This window comes from Bradyrhizobium sp. MV1.5 (genome assembly GCF_055807615.1).
In genome coordinates this window covers 1-16615 of sequence record NZ_JBVVPL010000054.1, presented here as the reverse complement: position 1 = coordinate 16615, position 16615 = coordinate 1, and the positions used below count along the sequence as shown (strand labels likewise).

The following is a 16615-nucleotide window of genomic DNA, read 5'->3' as shown; positions in this document are numbered from 1 at the left end:
GAATACATCACACAAATGGCGTAAAGCTTAGGAAAGCCAGTTACCTGAGCGTTAATCTCGTTGCGAGATCACGGTCGTGTCCAGCGAGCCGCCGCGCTGCATCATGAATCGCGCGTTAATGCGATCCGTCCGCGCTCTTGTCGCCGCCGAGATTGCGCAGCCGTCCGACCACGCCGGTCGGAAAAAAGTAGACGCTGGCGATGAAGAGCAGCCCGAGCCACAGCAGCCAGCGGTCGGGATGCAGCAGCCCGGGCAGCAGCGGCAGGCCGGCTTCCGACGCCGCCTTGGAGGCGACGCCCATCAGCGACTGCAGATAGTTCTGGGCGAGGATGAAGATGGTGGCGCCGATGATCGCGCCGTAGATCGTGCCCATGCCGCCGATCACGACCATCAGGAGAATGTCCAGCATGATCGAGAAGCTGAGCGAAGTATCGGGGCCCGCATAACGCAGCCACAGCGCATTGAGAATGCCGGCGCCGGCGGCGACCAGTGCGGCGATGCAGTTGGCGTAGCTCAGGTGGAAGACGGTGCGGAAGCCGAGCGCCTCGGCGCGGAAGCGGTTTTCGCGGATCGCCTGCAGCACGCGCCCGAACGGCGAGTTCACCACCCGCAGTAAAGCGAGGATCATCAGGGCCGAGACTGCGAACACCAGATAGTAGGTCAGGATGCGGCCGTTGACCTCGAATCCCATGAAGTTCTTCGACATCAGCACCGTGCCGGGTCTGAGCAGCTCGGGCAGCTGAAAGCTGCGCCCGTCCTCGCCGCCGGTCAGCCAGGACAGCTGCGAGGCCAGCACCTGGAAGGCGGATGCGACCGCGAGCGTGATCATGGCAAAGAAGATCGCGGCGACCCGCAGCGAGAACAGCCCGATCGCAAGCGCAAGCAGCGCGGCAAGCGGCAGGCCGACCACGATGCCCGTTGCGACCGCGCCCCAATTCGGGCCCATCCCGTACAGCGCGATCGCGATCGCGTAGCTGCCGATCCCGTAGAACATGGTGTGCGCGAACGACACCGAGCCGGTATAGCCGAGCAGGAGGTCGTAGGAGGCGACCAGCGCGGCGAAGACGCAGATCTTGGCCGCGACGTTCAGCGCCTTCGCGCCGGGGAACAGGAACGGCGTCGCCACCAGCGCCATGATGATGACGACGAGAACGAGCGTGAGCACGCGGCTGCGCGGCGGATCGCCTGACAGGATCATCATCGGCTGGTCACCGCATAGAGGCCGCGCGGCCGCCACATCAGAATGGCGACCATCAGCAGGATGTTGGAGACGAGGGCGAGCTTCGGCACCAGGAAGCCGCCGTAATTGGCAATCATCGCCACCAGGATCGCGCCGATGAAGCAGCCGCCGATCGAGCCGAGGCCGCCGATGATGACGACGATGAAGATCAAGACGGTGAGGTCGTCGCTCATGGAGGCGTGGACCTGCTCGCGATACAGCGCCCACATCACGCCGCCGAGGCCGGCGAGCGCCGATCCCGTCATGAACACGCCGAGGAACAGACGGCGGATGCGATAGCCGAGCGCCTCGACCATCTCGCGATCCTCGACGCCGGCGCGGATCAGAAGCCCGAGCTTGGTCCGGTTGAGCACGAGCTGGATCGCGATGAAGACGGCAAGGCCGATCAGCGTCGCCAGCACGCGGTATTTCGCGATCGCGACGTCGCCGAGAATGAAGGAGCCGCGCAGCGACGTCGGCAGCGGCGTCGGGATGATCTGCGGCCCCCACACCGCATAGAGCGTCTGCTCGGCGACGATCAGGCCACCCGTCGTCATCAGGATCTGCTTCAGATGCTGGCCGTAGACGGGCAGGATCAGCACCCGCTCGACGATCAGGCCGAGCGCGCCGGAGACTGCCATCGACAGCAATGCCGCCGGCGCCAGCACCGCGAGATTGATCCACAGCGAATCCACCTGGAGCGAGGCCGCGAACGGCGCCAGTACCAGGGTCGCGACATAGGCCCCGACCGCGATGAAGGCGCCATGGCCGAAATTGAGCACGTCCATCAGGCCGAACACGAGCGTGAGTCCGGAGGCCATGATGAAGATCATCATGCCCATCGCGAGGCTCGCGGCCGTCAGCGTCAGCCAGGTGCTGGGGGAGCCGATCAGCGGGATCATCACGAGCGCGACCGCGATCGGCAGCAGGATCGGCGCGATGTCGCGCTTCGGCTTCGGCAGCGGATCGGTTGCGGCGAGCTCGGTCATTGATGCGTCTCCAGGCTCAGGCCGAGCAGCCGCTCCTGCAGCGGCACGTCGGAGGCCAGGGCCGCCATCTCGCCGCGATGAACGATGGTGCCGTTGTCCATCACCAGTACGTTGTCGCCGAGCTCGCGGGCGGCAAAGAAGTTCTGCTCGACCATCAGGATGGTGGCGCCCTTGCGCTTGATCTCCTTCAGGCACTCGATCAGCGCCATCACGATTGCCGGCGCCAGCCCCTTGGTCGGCTCGTCGATCAGCAAGAGCTTGCGCGGTTCGATGATGGCGCGGGCAATCGACAACATCTGCTTCTGTCCGCCCGAGAGACTTCCCGCGCGCGACAGCCAGAACCGGCGCAGCGCGGGGAAGAAGCCAAAAATCCAGTCGAGCTGGACGTCGTCGAGCGGACCATCGCGCGCCGCCAGCACCAGGTTTTCCTTCACCGTGAGGTCGGAGAACACCGCCATGCTCTCCGGCACGTAACCGACGCCGAGCCGCGCGATGTCGGGCGTCGCACGGCTCTCGATGCGCTCGCCGGCGAGGCTGATCTCGCCGGAGGAGGCCTGCCAGAGGCCCATGATGGTGCGCAATGTCGTGGTCTTGCCGGCGCCGTTGCGGCCGAGCAGCATCGTGGTCTGCCCCTGCGCGACAGCGAGATCGATGCCCTGGAGGATGTGATAGCGGCCGATATGGGTGTGCACCCCGGAGAGCCTTAACAGGTTGGTCATGCGGCGCTCCCTGCAACCGTCTTTCCTTCAACTGTCTTGGGCGCGACGCCGAGATAGGCTTCCTGCACGATCGGTGACGCAATCACTTCGGCCGGCGGACCGTCCGCAACAAGCTGTCCGTTATGCAGCACGATGATACGGTCGGCGAGCGAGCGGACGACGTCCATCTTGTGCTCGACCAGGAGAATGATCCTGCTCTTGTCCTGCTTGAGCTGCGCGATCAGGTTCAGCACGACCGGCACCTCGTCGATGCTCATGCCCGCGGTCGGCTCGTCGAACATGAACACCTTTGGCTCGAGCGCCATCATCAGCGCGACCTCGAGCTTGCGCTGATCGCCATGCGACAGTGCGGTCGCGGCCACGCCGCGGCGGCCGCCGAGCGCGACCTGATCCAGGATCGCATCGGCGCGCGCAATCAGATCTCGGCGGACCATCCAGGGCCGCAGCATGTCGTAGTGAGTGCCGGCGGCGGCCTGCACGGCGAGGCGGACGTTTTCCTCCACCGACAGATTCGGAAACAGGTTTGTGAGTTGGAAGGCGCGCCCCAGGCCTGCGCGCGTCCGCATCGGCGCGGAATGCTGGGTGATGTCGGTGCCGTCGAACAGGATGCTGCCGCTCGATGCGCGGAGCTGGCCGGAGATCAGGTTGAAATAAGTGGTCTTGCCGGCACCGTTCGGGCCGACGATGGCGGTGAGCTCGCCGGGGCGGAAGCTGCAGGTGACGCTGTTGACCGCGACGTGGCCGCCGAAGCGGATGGTGAGGTCGCGGGTTTCGAGAGAGAGCGTCATGGGCGTCTGGCAAATATGAGAGAGAGTATTTCCGCGATCACGCTGGGCTCCCTCCCCCGCTTGCGGGGGAGGGTTGGGGAGAGGGTGTCTCGGCAATCGAGAACCCCCAAAAGGACAGAGCCCTCTCCCGGCCTCTCCCGCACGCGGGAGAGGTGAAGGAAGAAAGATCAGCGCTTGTTCTTGATCGGAACGTTCATGTCCTCGATCTTCAGCTCGCGCACCGGTTCGAGCACGGCCCAGGCGACATTCGGATCGACCTTGACCTTGAAGTGATACATGCTTTGGAGCGCCTGATGGTCTTCCTTGCGGAACATCATCTTGCCCTTCGGCGTGTCGAACTCCAGGCCTTCCATCGCGCTGATCAGCTTCTCGGTGTCGGTCGACTTCGCCTTGGTGACGGCAGCGACGACGGACATCGCGGCCGCAAAGCCGCCCGCGGTGAAGAAGTCCGGCGGCGCGTTGAAGCGCTTCTGGTGCTCGGCGACGAACCAGTCATTCACCGGGTTCTTCGGGATCGCGTAGAAATAATAGGTCGCGCCTTCCATGCCGGGGAGGCCCTTGTAGGCCGCGAGCGCCGGCAGGATGTTGCCGCCGGTGGACAGCTCGATGCCGTAGCGCTTCGGATCCATGTCCTGGAGCTTTGCCAGTGGATTGCCGGCGCCGGCCCAGATTACCCAGATCACCTTGCGGCCCGGCTTGTCCTTCAGCGCGTCGAACAGGCGCTGGCCGACCGCGGTGAAGTCGGTGGTGGAGGTCGGGGCATATTCTTCGGCGGCGAGCGTCGCGCCGGTCTTGCCGAGCGCCTCCTTGAAGGCGGCGACGCCGTCACGGCCGAAGGCGTAGTCCTGCGCCAGCGTTGCGACGGTGACGCCCTGCTTGCCGATCGCGACCGCGTTCGAGATCGCGTCCTGCGACGAGTTGCGCGCGGTGCGGAAGATGTAGCGATTCCACTTCTCGCCGGTAATCTGATCCGCGACCGCGGGCTCGACGATCAGGATCTTCTTGTTCTCCTCGGCGACGGGCAGGATCGCGAGTGCCGCAGCCGACGAGGTCGTGCCGATCGCGATGTCGGCCTTGTCGTCCTGATAGGCTTCCGCGAGCGCGGCCTTGGAGAGATCGGGCTTGCCCTGGTCGTCCTTGGTAATGACGACGATCTTGCGCCCGTCGAGCGTCATGGTGCCCTTGGTGGCGTATTCAAAACCCATCTGCAGGCCGGTCTCGGTCTGCTTGGCATAGGCCTCGAGCGGGCCGGTCTTGCCATAGATCAGCGCGACCTTGAGATCGTCGGCCTGTGCGGAGGTGCCCGCGGCGAGGGCGAGGATGGTTGTTGCTAAGATGAGCGATCGGCGCACGATGGTCCCTCCTGAAGAATTCTTTGGCCATAGCGATTTGCACAACCGTGCGGACATTGCAATTCCACCTTCCGGCGGACCACGCGACGAGCATGTGTGACATTGTCCCGGCGCGGCCGCGCTGGATCGCTTCTGCCGAGGAAATCGGCAGATGCAAATGTTGACCTCACCCGTGGACCGGGTTGCTCAAGCCTTGCAAAGTAACGATCAGGCCCGAGTTACCGCCGGTATCCGTTCGCGCGGGAATAGCCCTGCCGGTTCTGTTGCGTCGAGCGGTTTGTGACGCTGGCGCGTGCTTCGCTGGAGATGGGCGTTGCGAGCTTCAGCTCCTCCAGGAAGATCGGCCGGGAGAAATAATAGCCCTGCGCGTAACGGATCTTGGTCGCAGCCTGGAGGTAGGCGAGCTCCTCGTAAGATTCGATGCCTTCGGCAATCACGGTCATGCCGAGCGCTTCGCTCAGGGATTCGATCGCGCGCAGGATCCCCTGGTTGCGTGGACGCTTATGGATATCGGTGATGAAGGAGCGGTCGATCTTGATCTCGTCCGCGGTGATGTCGGCCAGCGCCGAGAGCGAGGAATAGCCGGTGCCGAAATCGTCGATCGAGATGGCGACGCCGAGCTTGCGGAACATCGGCAGGATCTCGGCCTGGAAATGATTCTTGGCGACGAAGGCGTCTTCCGTCACCTCGATCATGAAGCGCTGCGGAAAGCCGGTGTCGTCGAGCGCCTGGGCAAAGCTGCGCATGAACTCGGGGTTGCCGGCCTGCTTGGCCGCGACGTTGATGCTGATGGTCGCTTCCGCACCGAACGTCTCGTTGATCAGGTCGATCGACTTGACGATCTCGGCGAGCACGAGATGGGTCAGCTCGTCGATCAGCCCGAGTTCGGTGGCAAGATTGATGAACGAGCCCGGCGCCTGGATCACGCCCTCGTCGTCGCGCAGCCGCACCAGGGCCTCGATGCCCTTCACGTCCTGCGTGCGGATGTCGACCTTGGACTGGAAGGCGCAGCAGAAGCGTTTCTCGAGGATGGCGAGCCGCAGCGACTGTTCGATCTTCATCCGCGCCAGCGCTTCGCGCTCCATGCTGGAGTCGAAGAAGGCCGCCGATCCCTTGCCGTCATTCTTGATGCGGTACATCGCGATGTCGGCGTTCTGACGCAGTGTCTCGAAGCTGCTTCCGTGATCGGGGTAGAGGCTGATGCCGACAGAGGTCGAGGCGAACACTTCCGAATTGTCGATGAAGAACGGCGCGGTCAGCCGCTCCAGCGTCGATTGCATGAATTCGGCGACTTCCTCCTGGCTCTGGATCGGCGACAGCAGCAGCAGGAATTCGTCGCCGGAGATGCGCGACAGCATGTCCGAATCGCGAAGGCCGCGTCCAAGCCGCTTCGACAGCTCGACCAGCAGGGCATCGCCCACCGCGTGGCCGTAATAGTCGTTGATGTGCTTGAAATTGTCGACGTCGAGAAAGGCGAGCGCAAAGCGCTCGCCGGCGCGACCCTGCGCGAGCAGGCTGGTGGCGCGATGTTCGATCACGCGCCGCGAGGGCAGACCGGTCAGCTCGTCGAAATAGGCCGAGCGGAACAGCTGGTCCTCGAAATTCTTCTGCTCGGTGATGTCGGAGGAGGCCGAGATCAGCAGCTCGCGTCCATCGAAGCGGACCGGACGATGGGTGGTCAGCAGCACCTGGCGCGCGGCTCCGTCGTGGAGCGCTTCCTCGGCGACGACCGCACGGCCGGAGCTCAGGGCCTGCCGGCAGGCTTCCTGGCGCGGCGCGAGATCGCGCGAGGGGCGGCTGCCGTCCATGCCGAGCTGGGCGGCCGCGACATCGTTGACCAGGAGAAGTTCGCCTTGCGCGTCCTGCACGGTCAGGCCGGCAGGCAGCATTCTAACGATTTCCTTGAGAAATCCGAGTTCGGCTTCGCTCGCGCCGGAATATTTGTTGTCGTTCATAGAAGTCATGAATCTTGTTGTTTCAGCGCGCTTTTGCAATGACCGCGATCTTGCGCGGTTCCCTCTTAAGTTTGGTTAAGGGGTCCGGAGAATTACGGTGGTGTTTTGCGGCGATGCGACGCGCGCAGCCCATCGTCATTAACAGGGCGTCAACGCGTCCGGCGAAACCGCGAACGGAGCACGCGGACGGCTTTCGTTTGCGCCGCGTCTAACCGTCCTTGGGGATTCGGCATTGCATGGTGCAATGAAGTCCGGTCCTGAGATAGGAGACCTCCGTCTTGCCGTCGAAGGCCGACAGCGCCGACTTCAACAGCTTGGTGCCGAAACCCGGCTCGGAGACCTTGTCGACGCTCGGGCCTTCGGTTTCATCCCAGGTCACGGTCAGGCGGTCGTCGCTGACGGTCCATGACACCTGCAACAACCCGCGCGGCGCGGAGAACGCGCCATATTTGCCCGCGTTGGTGGCGAGTTCGTGAAACATCAGGGACAGCGTGACCGCAAGCTTCGGCGGCAGGAACAGCCGTTCGCCGTTGAGCGTGAAGCGGACATGGCCGTAAGGGCCGAGCTCGGAGATCAGGAGGTCGCGAATGTCGCAGCCGGCCTTGTCGATCCGCGAAATCAAATCGTCGGTCGCGGCGAGCGATCGCAACCGTGGATCAATCCGGGCCCAGATTTGCGGCTGATCGTGCAGCACCTGATGCAGCACCGCATGCACCGTCGACAGCTTGTTCTTCAGCCGGTGCTGGAGCTCGTCGACCAGCAGCTTGCGGTAGTCTTCTTCTTCGATCAGGCGCCTGGAAATCCGGCGCTGCTCGACGAGGAGCGTGCGATAATGCTCGACGCCCCAGATGGTGAGCGCGCAGACCGCCCAATAGAGCGCCAGCAGGGCGAATCGCGCGTGATCGGCAAGGGCATCGCCGAAATTCACGACGACGCCGAGCACGCCGCCGACCAGCGCGGTGATGATGCCGATGCGGAAGCCGCCGAACGCGGCCGCAAAGAACACGGCCGGGAAATACGGCGTGAAATAGACGTCGGGCCGCACATGGGCGAGAGCCCAGCGCGCCAGCGTCGCAACAAGCAGGCAGGCGACCGCAAACGCAAGGCTCAGGCCGAGCGATGGCGGTGCCACGCCCTGCCAGCCCTTGCGGAATTCGTCGATCAGCTTCCCCATAAGCAGTCCGGTCGCGATATGCGTTCGACAATCGAGCGGTCGCCAGGAATGTTACGCATGTCGCTGGCCCCAAGCAAAGCTTGCCTTCTCGGAAGCCGGCAGGAATAGTGCCTGCTGCGGCGCCGACCGTCTTGGCGCCGTCGTCGATCGGTGTCCGCCATTTGGCGTCAAGGGGTTCGAAAACAGGGACATTCCATGGGCAGGCTGGATGGCAAGGTCGCGGTGATCACGGGCGCGACGAGCGGGATCGGGTTGCGGACTGCAGAAGTCTTCGTTGCCGAAGGTGCCAAAATTGTGATCGCGGGGCGGCGTATACTGGAAGGCGAGGCGCTGGCGAAGCAGCTCGGGGCGAATTGCGTCTTCCGCCAGACGGATGTGACGGTCGAAGCGGAGATGCAGGCGCTGATCGCGCTCGCGGTGGACAAATTCGGCCGCATCGACTGCCTGTTCAACAATGCCGGCGGCCCCGCGCAGACCGGCGGCATCGAAGGCCTCGAGGTCGAGCGCTTCGACGCGGCGATGGCCACCTTGGTGCGCAGCGTCATGCTCGGCATGAAGCACGCCGCGCCGCACATGAAGAAGCAGGGATTTGGCAGCATCATCAACAATGGCAGCATCGCCGGCCGTCTTGCCGGCTTCTCGTCGTCGATGGTCTATGGTGCGGCCAAGGCGGCGGTGATCCATCTCACCAAATGCGTGGCGATGGAGCTCGGCGAATCCAACGTCCGCGTCAACTCGATCTCGCCCGGCGCCATCGCGACCGGTATTTTCGGCAAGGCGCTCGGGCTTTCGACCGACGCGGCGGAGAAGACGCCCGCGGTGATGCGCGAGATCTACAAGACCGCGCAGCCGATCCCGCGAGCCGGCCTTCCCGATGACATCGCCCATGCAGCGGTGTTCCTGGCCAGCGACGAATCCAGCTTCATCAATGGCCATGACCTCGTCATCGACGGCGCGATGACCGGCGGCCGCAACTGGAGCCAGCAGCAGCAGGGCTATGTGGCGCTGCGCAAGGCGTTCGATCAGGGGGCGTAGGAGGTTGGTCTCGTGCTCCGGACGCGGCGCGGCGCGAAGTGCCGCTCCGCAGAGCCGGGGCCCATCTCTCGCACAGAACGTGGCTCACGATTCTGGGTCTCGGCTCGCGCTTCGCGCGTCCGGGACACGCAAATGGAGCGCTAAACCGCCTTCACCCGCACGCGCAATCCGTCGCGCGGCTTCGGGATCGGCCACATCTGCCAGTCGGGCTTGTAACCCGGCTCCAGCGAGACCTCGATGTTCTGCAGGAAGTGCCGCGCGAAACATTTGGCCTGCATGTAGGCGAAGTGCAGGCCGAGGCACATATGCGCGCCGCCGCCGAACGGCACCCAGGCGAAGCGGTGGCGGTTGCGCTGGGCCTCTTCGGTGAAACGCAGCGGATCGAAGCGGTCCGGCTCCGGCCAGATGTCCTTCATGTGGTGGGTGTAGAGCGGATTGACGCCGATCGCGGTGCCGGCCGGAATGGTAAAGCCCTTGAAGGTGAAATCGCGCATGGCGCGGCGCGGCATCGAGGGCACCGGCGGCTTGATCCGCAGCGCTTCCTTGAACGCCATCTCCGACAGCGGCATCTTTTCGAGATCGTCGAAGCTGCTCGGCGCATCAGGGGCGAGTCCCAGCGCCATGACTTCCGCGCGAAGCTTGTCCTGCCAGTCGGGATTTGCCGCGAGCTCGCCGATGAACGACGTCAGTGACGAGGTCAGCGTATCGTGCGCCGCCATCATCAGAAAGCTCATGTGGTCGATGATGTCCTGTTCCGAGAGCAGCGCGCCGTCCTCATGGGTTGCGCGGCAGAGCTGCGAGAACAGATCATCGCCGCCGTGATTGCCGCGCCGCAGCGGAATCTGCTCGCGGAAATAGGCGACGATGCGCTGGCGTCCCCTGACGCCGGCGGCCATCTGCGTGCCGGGCAGCGGTCGGCGGATCGGGGCGACGGCGGCGGCGACCATGTCGACGAAGGCGCGGTTGATCTGGTCGACCTCCGGCCCGATATCGGCACCGAGAAAGGACGCGGCGGCGAGATCGAGCGTGAGCTGCTTCATCGCCGGATAGAGCTGCATCTCGCCGGGCTTGGCCTTCCATTGCGCGACGCGGGCGGCGATGCCGCGGTCGAGATCACTCAGATACGACTTCATCGGGCCGGACTTGAACGCGACCGACAGCGCCTTGCGGTGCAGCCGGTGCTCCTCGAAATCCAGCAGCATCAATCCGCGCGGAAACAACAGGCCGAGCACCTTGTTCCAGCCATGGGTCGAGGAGAACAGCTTTTGCTGGTCAAACAGCACGAGCTCGTTGGCCTCGGGGCCGAGCAGCACGACATTGGTCTCGCCGAAGAAGTGCGTGCGATAGACCAGGCCGTATTTGGCGCCGTTCGCCTCGATATGCCCCTTGGGGTCGGCGAGGACCTGAAAGGTCTTGCCGACGATCGGCCAGCCTTCGTCGCCGGGGATGTGTGTCAGCTCGTTGCGCTTGGGCGGAGTGAAGCCGAGCGCAGGGGCGGCCACATTCTGCATCGACATGACGATCGCTCCGGTTGGCTGGACCCAACATAACACAATCCGGGTCCGCGGACGTGACGATGCTTCGCTGCGGCCATCCTTCGAGACGCCCGCCTCTGGCGGGCCCTCAGGATGAGGACAGCGTTGTGCGGCAGCAGTTTCATCGGACTCCGGTGCCGCTTAGCCTCATCCTGAGGAGACCGCGCAGCGGTCGTCTCGAAGGACGAGGCGTTCGCCGAGGTCCGGGCGGGCTCTGAACCTATCGTTTCGCCGCTTCCTTCTGCAAATCCGGCGCGTTGACGGCCGGAATCGCAACGCGGCCGGCGCCGGTCACCTTCAACGCCTCGGCGGCCTTCTCGTTTTCCATGATCTTGGCCATCACGGCCTGTCCTGCGCGTTCGAAGATCGCGCGATTCTCGATCACGAATTTTTGCGACTTGCGCAAGCCGTCGACGTAGCCGTTGATCTCCGGCACGACGTAGCGCGCGACCATGTCCCAGCTCCGGCGCGTGTTCTCCGGATTGGCCCAGTCGTGCACGAAGCCGATGACGGCTCCGACTCCGCCGGAGACCTGCATCACGTTCTTGATCATCTTGACGAGATCGTCGGGCGTGCCGATGACGGAGGCCGCGCCGTCGACGAAAGCGGTCTTGTCCACGGCCTCGTCGGGTGAGGCGAACGCGGTCAAGCCCGGCCGCTGCAGCGTGCCGACGTTATATTCGTTGTGCCAGCGCATCAGCCCGGCGCCGGCCTCGCGGCGGGCCTGCTCGCGGGTTTCGGCGACGTGCCAGGTCAGCAGCACGCGCCAGTTCGCGCGATCGACCTTGGTGCCGTGCTTTTTCGCCGCATCCTCGGCGAACTGCCATTGCTGCTGCAGCGACATCAGCCCCTGCGTCGTCATCGAACCCAGCGAGATGATGCCGATGCCGTATTTGCCGGCGAGGGTCATGCCGGAGGGCGAGATCTGCGAGGCCACGACGAACGGCATCTCTTCCTGCAGCGGCAGGATCTGCAGCGCGGCATCGTTCATGGTGAACCAGTCGCTCTTCGCGGTGACGCGCTCGCCGTCGAAGAGGCGGCGGATCACGCCGATCGCCTCATCCTGACGGTCGCGTTGCGTCATCGGATCGATCCCGAGCGTATGCGCATCGGAGGCCAGCGCGCCGGGGCCCGAGCCGAAGATGGCGCGGCCGCCGGTCATGTGGTCGAGCTGCACCATGCGCTGCGCGACGTTGTAGGGATGGTGATAGGGCAGCGACACCACGCCGGTGCCGAGCTTGATCCGCTTGGTGCGCTCACCGGCCGCAGCCAGGAACATCTCCGGCGAGGCGATCATCTCCCAGCCGGAGGAATGATGCTCGCCGCACCAGAACTCGTCATAGCCGAGGCTATCCAACTGCTCGACCAGGTCGAGATCGCGCCGGAACTGGAGCATCGGATGCTCCCCGATCGGATGATGCGGGGCAAGGAAGGCTCCGAACTTCAGGCGCGCCATTGGCGTTCTCTCCAACTTACATTTTTTGTTTGTTTGTGACGCGAAGCTACGTGTTGAAGACAGCGAACGCAATCGCGCGATGTCCCGCGCGGTGGAATGCAGCCATGCGATGGAGCGCTCTGTCGGGGAAGACGTGAGACCTCGCGATACCTGCCTCGGAGGCCAACACGCGTTCGCGCGCCAATGCATCAAACCGTCACAAAGCAGATCGATTCGTCGCACCGCTGGTGGGCGACCTTCACGGCAACAAAAACGTCCTTCTGGCCGCCTGCTCGGCTCACCCTGACTTTGCCATTGAAGCCCTGCAATCAGCGCGCGCAGGATTTCTCGTCTCGCCCGCCCTGTTCCTGACGTTAATCATGATCTGCCCGCATTCCTGGCGTGGATGCGCCGGGCATCTGCACGAAGTTGAGGCATTGCGGTTAATACGTGCGGATTTCTGCAGGCTTTCCTGAGATTTAGCACCTCATCGACAGCACACGGTCTTTTTATTTTGCGCTGCAGCAACTATTTGGTTTGGGTGGACGTTGAACGTCGCCTGCCAGGAGTTGCCGTGTCGCTAACCAGAAATGTCGATCTCTTGAGACGTCTGCCAAAGCTGGACGGATTGCGCTTCGCCGAGTTTGGCCGGAGCGCCGATGCGTCCAGTCCGTTGCAGGAGGTCACGGGCTTCGGCGACAATCCCGGCAATCTGCGCCTGTTCGCGTTCGTGCCGCCGCAACTGCAGAAGCCGCGCGCGCTCGTCGTCGTGCTGCACGGCTGCGGCCAGACGGCGGCAAGCTACGACCTCGGTGCCGGATGGTCGACGCTCGCCGAGCACTACGGCTTCGCGCTGTTGATGCCCGAGCAGCAGCGCATCAACAACAGCAACACCTGCTTCAACTGGTTCAATCCCGAAGACACGGCACGGGACAGCGGCGAGGCGTGTTCGATACGCGAGATGATCGCGCACATGATCGAAACCCATCGCGTCGATCCCAAGCGCATCTTCATCACGGGCCTGTCGGCGGGTGGCGGCATGACGTCGGTGATGCTAGCGACCTACCCTGAAGTCTTCGCGGCCGGTGCGGTCATCGCGGGACTTCCCTACGGCATCGCGACCAATCTGCGCGAGGCGCTGGACGGCATGTTTCATTCCCCGGAGCGGCCGGCGCGCGAACTTGGCGATCTGGTGCGGCGGGCCTCGAATCATCGCGGGCCGTGGCCGAAGATCTCGGTGTGGCACGGCAGCGCCGATCGCACCGTCAATCCCGGCAATGCCAACGAGATCGTCAAGCAATGGCTCGACCTGCACGATCTGCCCGAGGCGCCGATGGCGGAAACCGACATCGACGGATATCCGCGCCAGGCGTGGTGGAACAAGGACGGCGAGACGCTCGTCGAGTCCTACGCCATCACCGACATGGCACACGGCACGCCGCTCGGCCTTGCCGACAACGACCAGCGCTATGGCGTGGAAGGCGCGTTCCTGATCGAGGCCGGCATCTCCTCGTCCTATCACATCGCCAAATTCTTCGGCCTCACCGGCTGGATTCCCGACGCGGCGAAGAAGGCCGAGCCAAAGCCGACGCCGGCCCGCTCGCCCGCGCCGCATCTGGCCCGCTCGATCCGCGCGGCGGTCGCCGAAGAGCCGGCCGAGCCGAAGCGCGAGGAGGCCCGCGGCTTCGATCTCGGCCAGATCATCACGCGCGCCCTCACGGCCGCGGGATTGATGAAGTAATTCAGGCCGTCGCGCCGATAAGGCAGGAGTTTTGTGCCCGTCGTCGCTGCGATCCGCGACTGGGGTGACCGCAACCTGAGCCAGCCCGCAGCGTTCGCAGACGCCGCGGAATAGGCGCTCACATCTCGCCGGTGATGAACGGATTGGTCATCCGCTCCTGGCCGATGCTCGAGCCGGCGCCGTGGCCGCAGATGAAGCCGACGTCGTCGCCGAGCGGCAGCAGCTTGGTCTTGATGGAGTCGATCAGCGTCGCGTGGCTGCCGCCGGGCAGATCGGTGCGTCCGACCGAGCCTGCGAACAAGACGTCGCCGACATGGGCGAAGCGCAAGTCCTTGTTGAAGAACACCACGCTGCCCGGCGAATGGCCGGGGCAATGATAGATGTCGAACTTGAGATCGCCGATGGCCACGCTGTCGCCTTCGTCGAGCCAGCGGTCCGGCTCGAAATTGCGCACCCCCGTCATGCCGAAGCGCGCGCCGCTCTCGACCACGTTATCGAGCAGGAATTTGTCCGCGACGTGCGGGCCCTCGATCGGCACCTTCAGCGCGTCGCGCAGTTCGGCCGCGCCGCCGACATGGTCGATATGGCCGTGAGTCAGCCAGATCTTCTCCACGGTGACGCCGGTCTGTTTGATGGCGCCCAGGATCTTCGGCACGTCGCCGCCGGGATCGATCACCACGGCCTTCTTGGAAGGCTCGTCCCAGATGATGGTGCAATTCTGCTCGAACAGCGTCACGGGGACGATGATCGCGCCCGCCTTCGCGCCTGCCTCGGCTTGTGTCTCATTTTGCTCGGTCATGGCGCCACAATGCCGATTTTTGCCATGTCGCCAAGCAAAAGATTTGTCCACGGGGCTCGGGAACAGCCGCGGACATCGTCACACGGCCGTCCCAATTCGCCTGCCGTTTTGAACCGGGGCGCTCCTTCCGCGTTCTTCCGCGCGAGAAGCAGTTTTTGGATGGATTTCCCGCATGGCTCAAGGCGGCAGCATTTGGTGGCGCGACGGCATTTTCTATCAGGTCTATCCGCGCTCCTTTCAGGATTCAAACGGCGACGGTGTGGGCGATCTCGCCGGCATTTTGCAGCGGCTGTCTTATGTGAAATCGCTCGGCGTCGACGCGATCTGGCTGTCGCCGATCTTCCCCTCGCCAATGGCCGATTTCGGCTACGACATCTCCGACTACACCGGCATCGAGCCGCTGTTCGGCACGATGGCGGATTTCGATGCGCTTCTCGCCGCCGCGCACGACAACGGCCTCAAGCTGATCCTCGACCTCGTGCCGAACCACACCTCGGACCAGCATCCCTGGTTCGTCGAGAGCCGCTCCTCGCGCGATAATCCCAAACGCGACTGGTACATCTGGCGCGACCCGGGCGAGGGTGGCGGCGTGCCGAACAATTGGCTCTCCGAGTTCGGCGGCAGCGCGTGGCAGTTCGATGAGACGACCGGTCAATACTACTATCACGCCTTCCTCGCCCAGCAGCCGGACCTCAACTGGCGCAATCCCGATGTCCGCGCGGCGATCTACGACGTGATGCGGTTCTGGCTGGAGAAGGGCGTCGACGGCTTTCGCGTCGACGTGATCTGGCACCTGATCAAGGACGCCGAGTTCCGCGACAACCCGCCCAATCCGCATTATGCCGAGGGCCGGCCGCCGAACGAAAAGATACTGACGCAATATTCCACCGACCAGCCGGAGGTGCACGACGTCATCGCCGAGATGCGCCGCGTCACGGATGCCTATGATGCCCGCGTCCTGATCGGCGAGATCTATCTGCCGCTGCATCGCCTGATGGCCTATTACGGCAACGATCTCACCGGCGCGCAGATGCCGTTCAATTTCGCGCTGCTCTCCACCTTCTGGAGCGCACGGTCGATCGAGAAGATCGTCGAGGATTACGAGAAGGCGCTGCCGAAGGGCGCCTGGCCGAACTGGGTGCTCGGCAATCACGATCGCCCGCGCGTCGCAAGCCGCGTCGGGCCGGAGCAGGCCCGAATCGCCGCCATGCTGCTGTTGACGCTGCGCGGCACGCCGACGCTCTATTACGGCGACGAGATCGGCATGCATCAGCTCGCGATCGCTCCCGAGTTCGTGCGCGACCCCTTCGAGAAGAACGTACCCGGCATCGGTGTCGGCCGCGACGGCTGCCGCACGCCGATGCAGTGGGATTCCTCCAACTTCGCCGGCTTCTCGGACGTCAGGCCATGGCTGCCGCTGCCGGAGGATCACATCCGCAACAACGTCGTCGATCTCGAAGCCGATCCAATTTCGATCCTGACGCTCTACAAGCGCCTGATCGCGTTGCGGAAGGGCTGTCCGCCGCTAGTCGCGGGCGACTATCATCCGGTTGCCGCGCAAGGCGATCTCCTGGTCTATCGCCGCGAGGCCGCGGGCAGGGCGGTGACCGTGGTGCTCAATCTCGGCCCCGAGCCGATCGCGGTCACCACCAGCGCGATCAAGTTTGGCAGCGAGATTCTGCTGTCGACGTTTCTGGATCGCGAAGGGGAGCGGCTCGAAGGCGTGCTGGATTTGCGCGGCAATGAAGGGGTGGTGGTGATGCCGCCATGACCGTCGTCCTGGACAAGCGAAGCGCAGATCCAGGACCCATATGTGGACGGCCCCCGTGGCACAAGAGCTTAGTGAGGTTTGATCGGATCGCTTGCATCCATAT

13 protein-coding genes are annotated in these 16615 nt (G+C 64.1%); 3 read left to right on the top strand and 10 right to left on the bottom strand.

Going from position 1 to position 16615, the window contains the following annotated elements; genetic code table 11:
- Positions 1-115: 115 nt before the first annotated feature.
- From AC0L2J_RS31110 to AC0L2J_RS31080, 7 genes are all read right to left on the bottom strand, one after another.
- Positions 116-1201, bottom strand: a complete 1086-nt coding sequence (locus AC0L2J_RS31110; protein ID WP_473395538.1) for a branched-chain amino acid ABC transporter permease — start codon at positions 1199-1201, stop codon at positions 116-118.
- Positions 1198-2208: a branched-chain amino acid ABC transporter permease gene (locus AC0L2J_RS31105; RefSeq protein WP_473395537.1), complete on the bottom strand. Its 1011-nt coding sequence runs from the start codon at positions 2206-2208 to the stop codon at positions 1198-1200. Before AC0L2J_RS31105 ends, AC0L2J_RS31110 begins: the two co-directional genes overlap by 4 nt.
- Positions 2205-2927, bottom strand: a complete 723-nt coding sequence (locus tag AC0L2J_RS31100) for a branched-chain amino acid ABC transporter ATP-binding protein (RefSeq protein ID WP_007616036.1) — start codon at positions 2925-2927, stop codon at positions 2205-2207. The genes AC0L2J_RS31105 and AC0L2J_RS31100 overlap by 4 nt, the downstream gene beginning before the upstream one ends.
- On the bottom strand, positions 2924-3715 hold the full coding sequence (locus AC0L2J_RS31095) for an ABC transporter ATP-binding protein (RefSeq protein WP_007616034.1): 792 nt from the start codon (positions 3713-3715) through the stop codon (positions 2924-2926). The genes AC0L2J_RS31100 and AC0L2J_RS31095 overlap by 4 nt, the downstream gene beginning before the upstream one ends.
- Before the next feature lie 167 nt (positions 3716-3882).
- Positions 3883-5067 (bottom strand): substrate-binding domain-containing protein, encoded by a 1185-nt coding sequence (locus AC0L2J_RS31090; protein WP_473395536.1) that lies wholly within the window; start codon positions 5065-5067, stop codon positions 3883-3885.
- 218 nt (positions 5068-5285) lie between these two features.
- Positions 5286-7022: a putative bifunctional diguanylate cyclase/phosphodiesterase gene (locus tag AC0L2J_RS31085; protein ID WP_473395535.1), complete on the bottom strand. Its 1737-nt coding sequence runs from the start codon at positions 7020-7022 to the stop codon at positions 5286-5288.
- Positions 7023-7230: 208 nt separating this feature from the next.
- Positions 7231-8196, bottom strand: a complete 966-nt coding sequence (locus AC0L2J_RS31080) for a sensor histidine kinase (RefSeq protein ID WP_007616024.1) — start codon at positions 8194-8196, stop codon at positions 7231-7233.
- Positions 8197-8391: 195 nt separating this feature from the next.
- On the opposite strand from AC0L2J_RS31080, the gene AC0L2J_RS31075 reads away from it, so the two are divergent.
- Positions 8392-9231: an SDR family NAD(P)-dependent oxidoreductase gene (locus AC0L2J_RS31075; protein WP_007616023.1), complete on the top strand. Its 840-nt coding sequence runs from the start codon at positions 8392-8394 to the stop codon at positions 9229-9231.
- Positions 9232-9371: 140 nt separating this feature from the next.
- On the opposite strand, the gene AC0L2J_RS31070 is transcribed toward AC0L2J_RS31075, so the two are convergent.
- Together AC0L2J_RS31070 and AC0L2J_RS31065 are read right to left on the bottom strand one after the other, a co-directional pair.
- Complete coding sequence (locus AC0L2J_RS31070) at positions 9372-10748, bottom strand: cytochrome P450 (protein WP_473395534.1); 1377 nt, start codon at positions 10746-10748, stop codon at positions 9372-9374.
- Between the two features lie 238 nt (positions 10749-10986).
- Positions 10987-12222 (bottom strand): LLM class flavin-dependent oxidoreductase, encoded by a 1236-nt coding sequence (locus tag AC0L2J_RS31065; RefSeq protein ID WP_007616021.1) that lies wholly within the window; start codon positions 12220-12222, stop codon positions 10987-10989.
- A 553-nt stretch (positions 12223-12775) separates the two neighbouring features.
- On the opposite strand from AC0L2J_RS31065, the gene AC0L2J_RS31060 reads away from it, so the two are divergent.
- Positions 12776-13942, top strand: a complete 1167-nt coding sequence (locus tag AC0L2J_RS31060) for an extracellular catalytic domain type 1 short-chain-length polyhydroxyalkanoate depolymerase (RefSeq protein ID WP_007616020.1) — start codon at positions 12776-12778, stop codon at positions 13940-13942.
- 118 nt (positions 13943-14060) lie between these two features.
- Here the strand turns inward: AC0L2J_RS31060 and AC0L2J_RS31055 are convergent, their stop codons facing one another.
- A complete protein-coding gene (locus tag AC0L2J_RS31055; protein WP_007616019.1) occupies positions 14061-14741 on the bottom strand; it encodes an MBL fold metallo-hydrolase in 681 nt (226 codons plus the stop codon).
- A gap of 172 nt (positions 14742-14913) precedes the next feature.
- Here AC0L2J_RS31055 and AC0L2J_RS31050 point away from each other — a divergent pair, with 172 nt between their 5' ends.
- Positions 14914-16512: an alpha-amylase family glycosyl hydrolase gene (locus AC0L2J_RS31050; protein ID WP_007616017.1), complete on the top strand. Its 1599-nt coding sequence runs from the start codon at positions 14914-14916 to the stop codon at positions 16510-16512.
- Positions 16513-16615 lie beyond the last annotated feature (103 nt).

What these genes read in the sequence shown, in the direction of transcription:
- AC0L2J_RS31110 (WP_473395538.1), bottom strand. Translation starts at nt 1,201, where the DNA reads ATGATGATCCTGTCAGGCGATCCGCCGCGCAGCCGCGTGCTCACGCTC.
- AC0L2J_RS31105 (WP_473395537.1), bottom strand. Translation starts at nt 2,208, where the DNA reads ATGACCGAGCTCGCCGCAACCGATCCGCTGCCGAAGCCGAAGCGCGAC.
- AC0L2J_RS31100 (WP_007616036.1), bottom strand. Translation starts at nt 2,927, where the DNA reads ATGACCAACCTGTTAAGGCTCTCCGGGGTGCACACCCATATCGGCCGC.
- AC0L2J_RS31095 (WP_007616034.1), bottom strand. Translation starts at nt 3,715, where the DNA reads ATGACGCTCTCTCTCGAAACCCGCGACCTCACCATCCGCTTCGGCGGC.
- AC0L2J_RS31085 (WP_473395535.1), bottom strand. Translation starts at nt 7,022, where the DNA reads ATGAACGACAACAAATATTCCGGCGCGAGCGAAGCCGAACTCGGATTT.
- AC0L2J_RS31080 (WP_007616024.1), bottom strand. Translation starts at nt 8,196, where the DNA reads ATGGGGAAGCTGATCGACGAATTCCGCAAGGGCTGGCAGGGCGTGGCA.
- AC0L2J_RS31075 (WP_007616023.1), top strand. Translation starts at nt 8,392, where the DNA reads ATGGGCAGGCTGGATGGCAAGGTCGCGGTGATCACGGGCGCGACGAGC.
- AC0L2J_RS31070 (WP_473395534.1), bottom strand. Translation starts at nt 10,748, where the DNA reads ATGTCGATGCAGAATGTGGCCGCCCCTGCGCTCGGCTTCACTCCGCCC.
- AC0L2J_RS31065 (WP_007616021.1), bottom strand. Translation starts at nt 12,222, where the DNA reads ATGGCGCGCCTGAAGTTCGGAGCCTTCCTTGCCCCGCATCATCCGATC.
- AC0L2J_RS31055 (WP_007616019.1), bottom strand. Translation starts at nt 14,741, where the DNA reads ATGACCGAGCAAAATGAGACACAAGCCGAGGCAGGCGCGAAGGCGGGC.
- AC0L2J_RS31050 (WP_007616017.1), top strand. Translation starts at nt 14,914, where the DNA reads ATGGCTCAAGGCGGCAGCATTTGGTGGCGCGACGGCATTTTCTATCAG.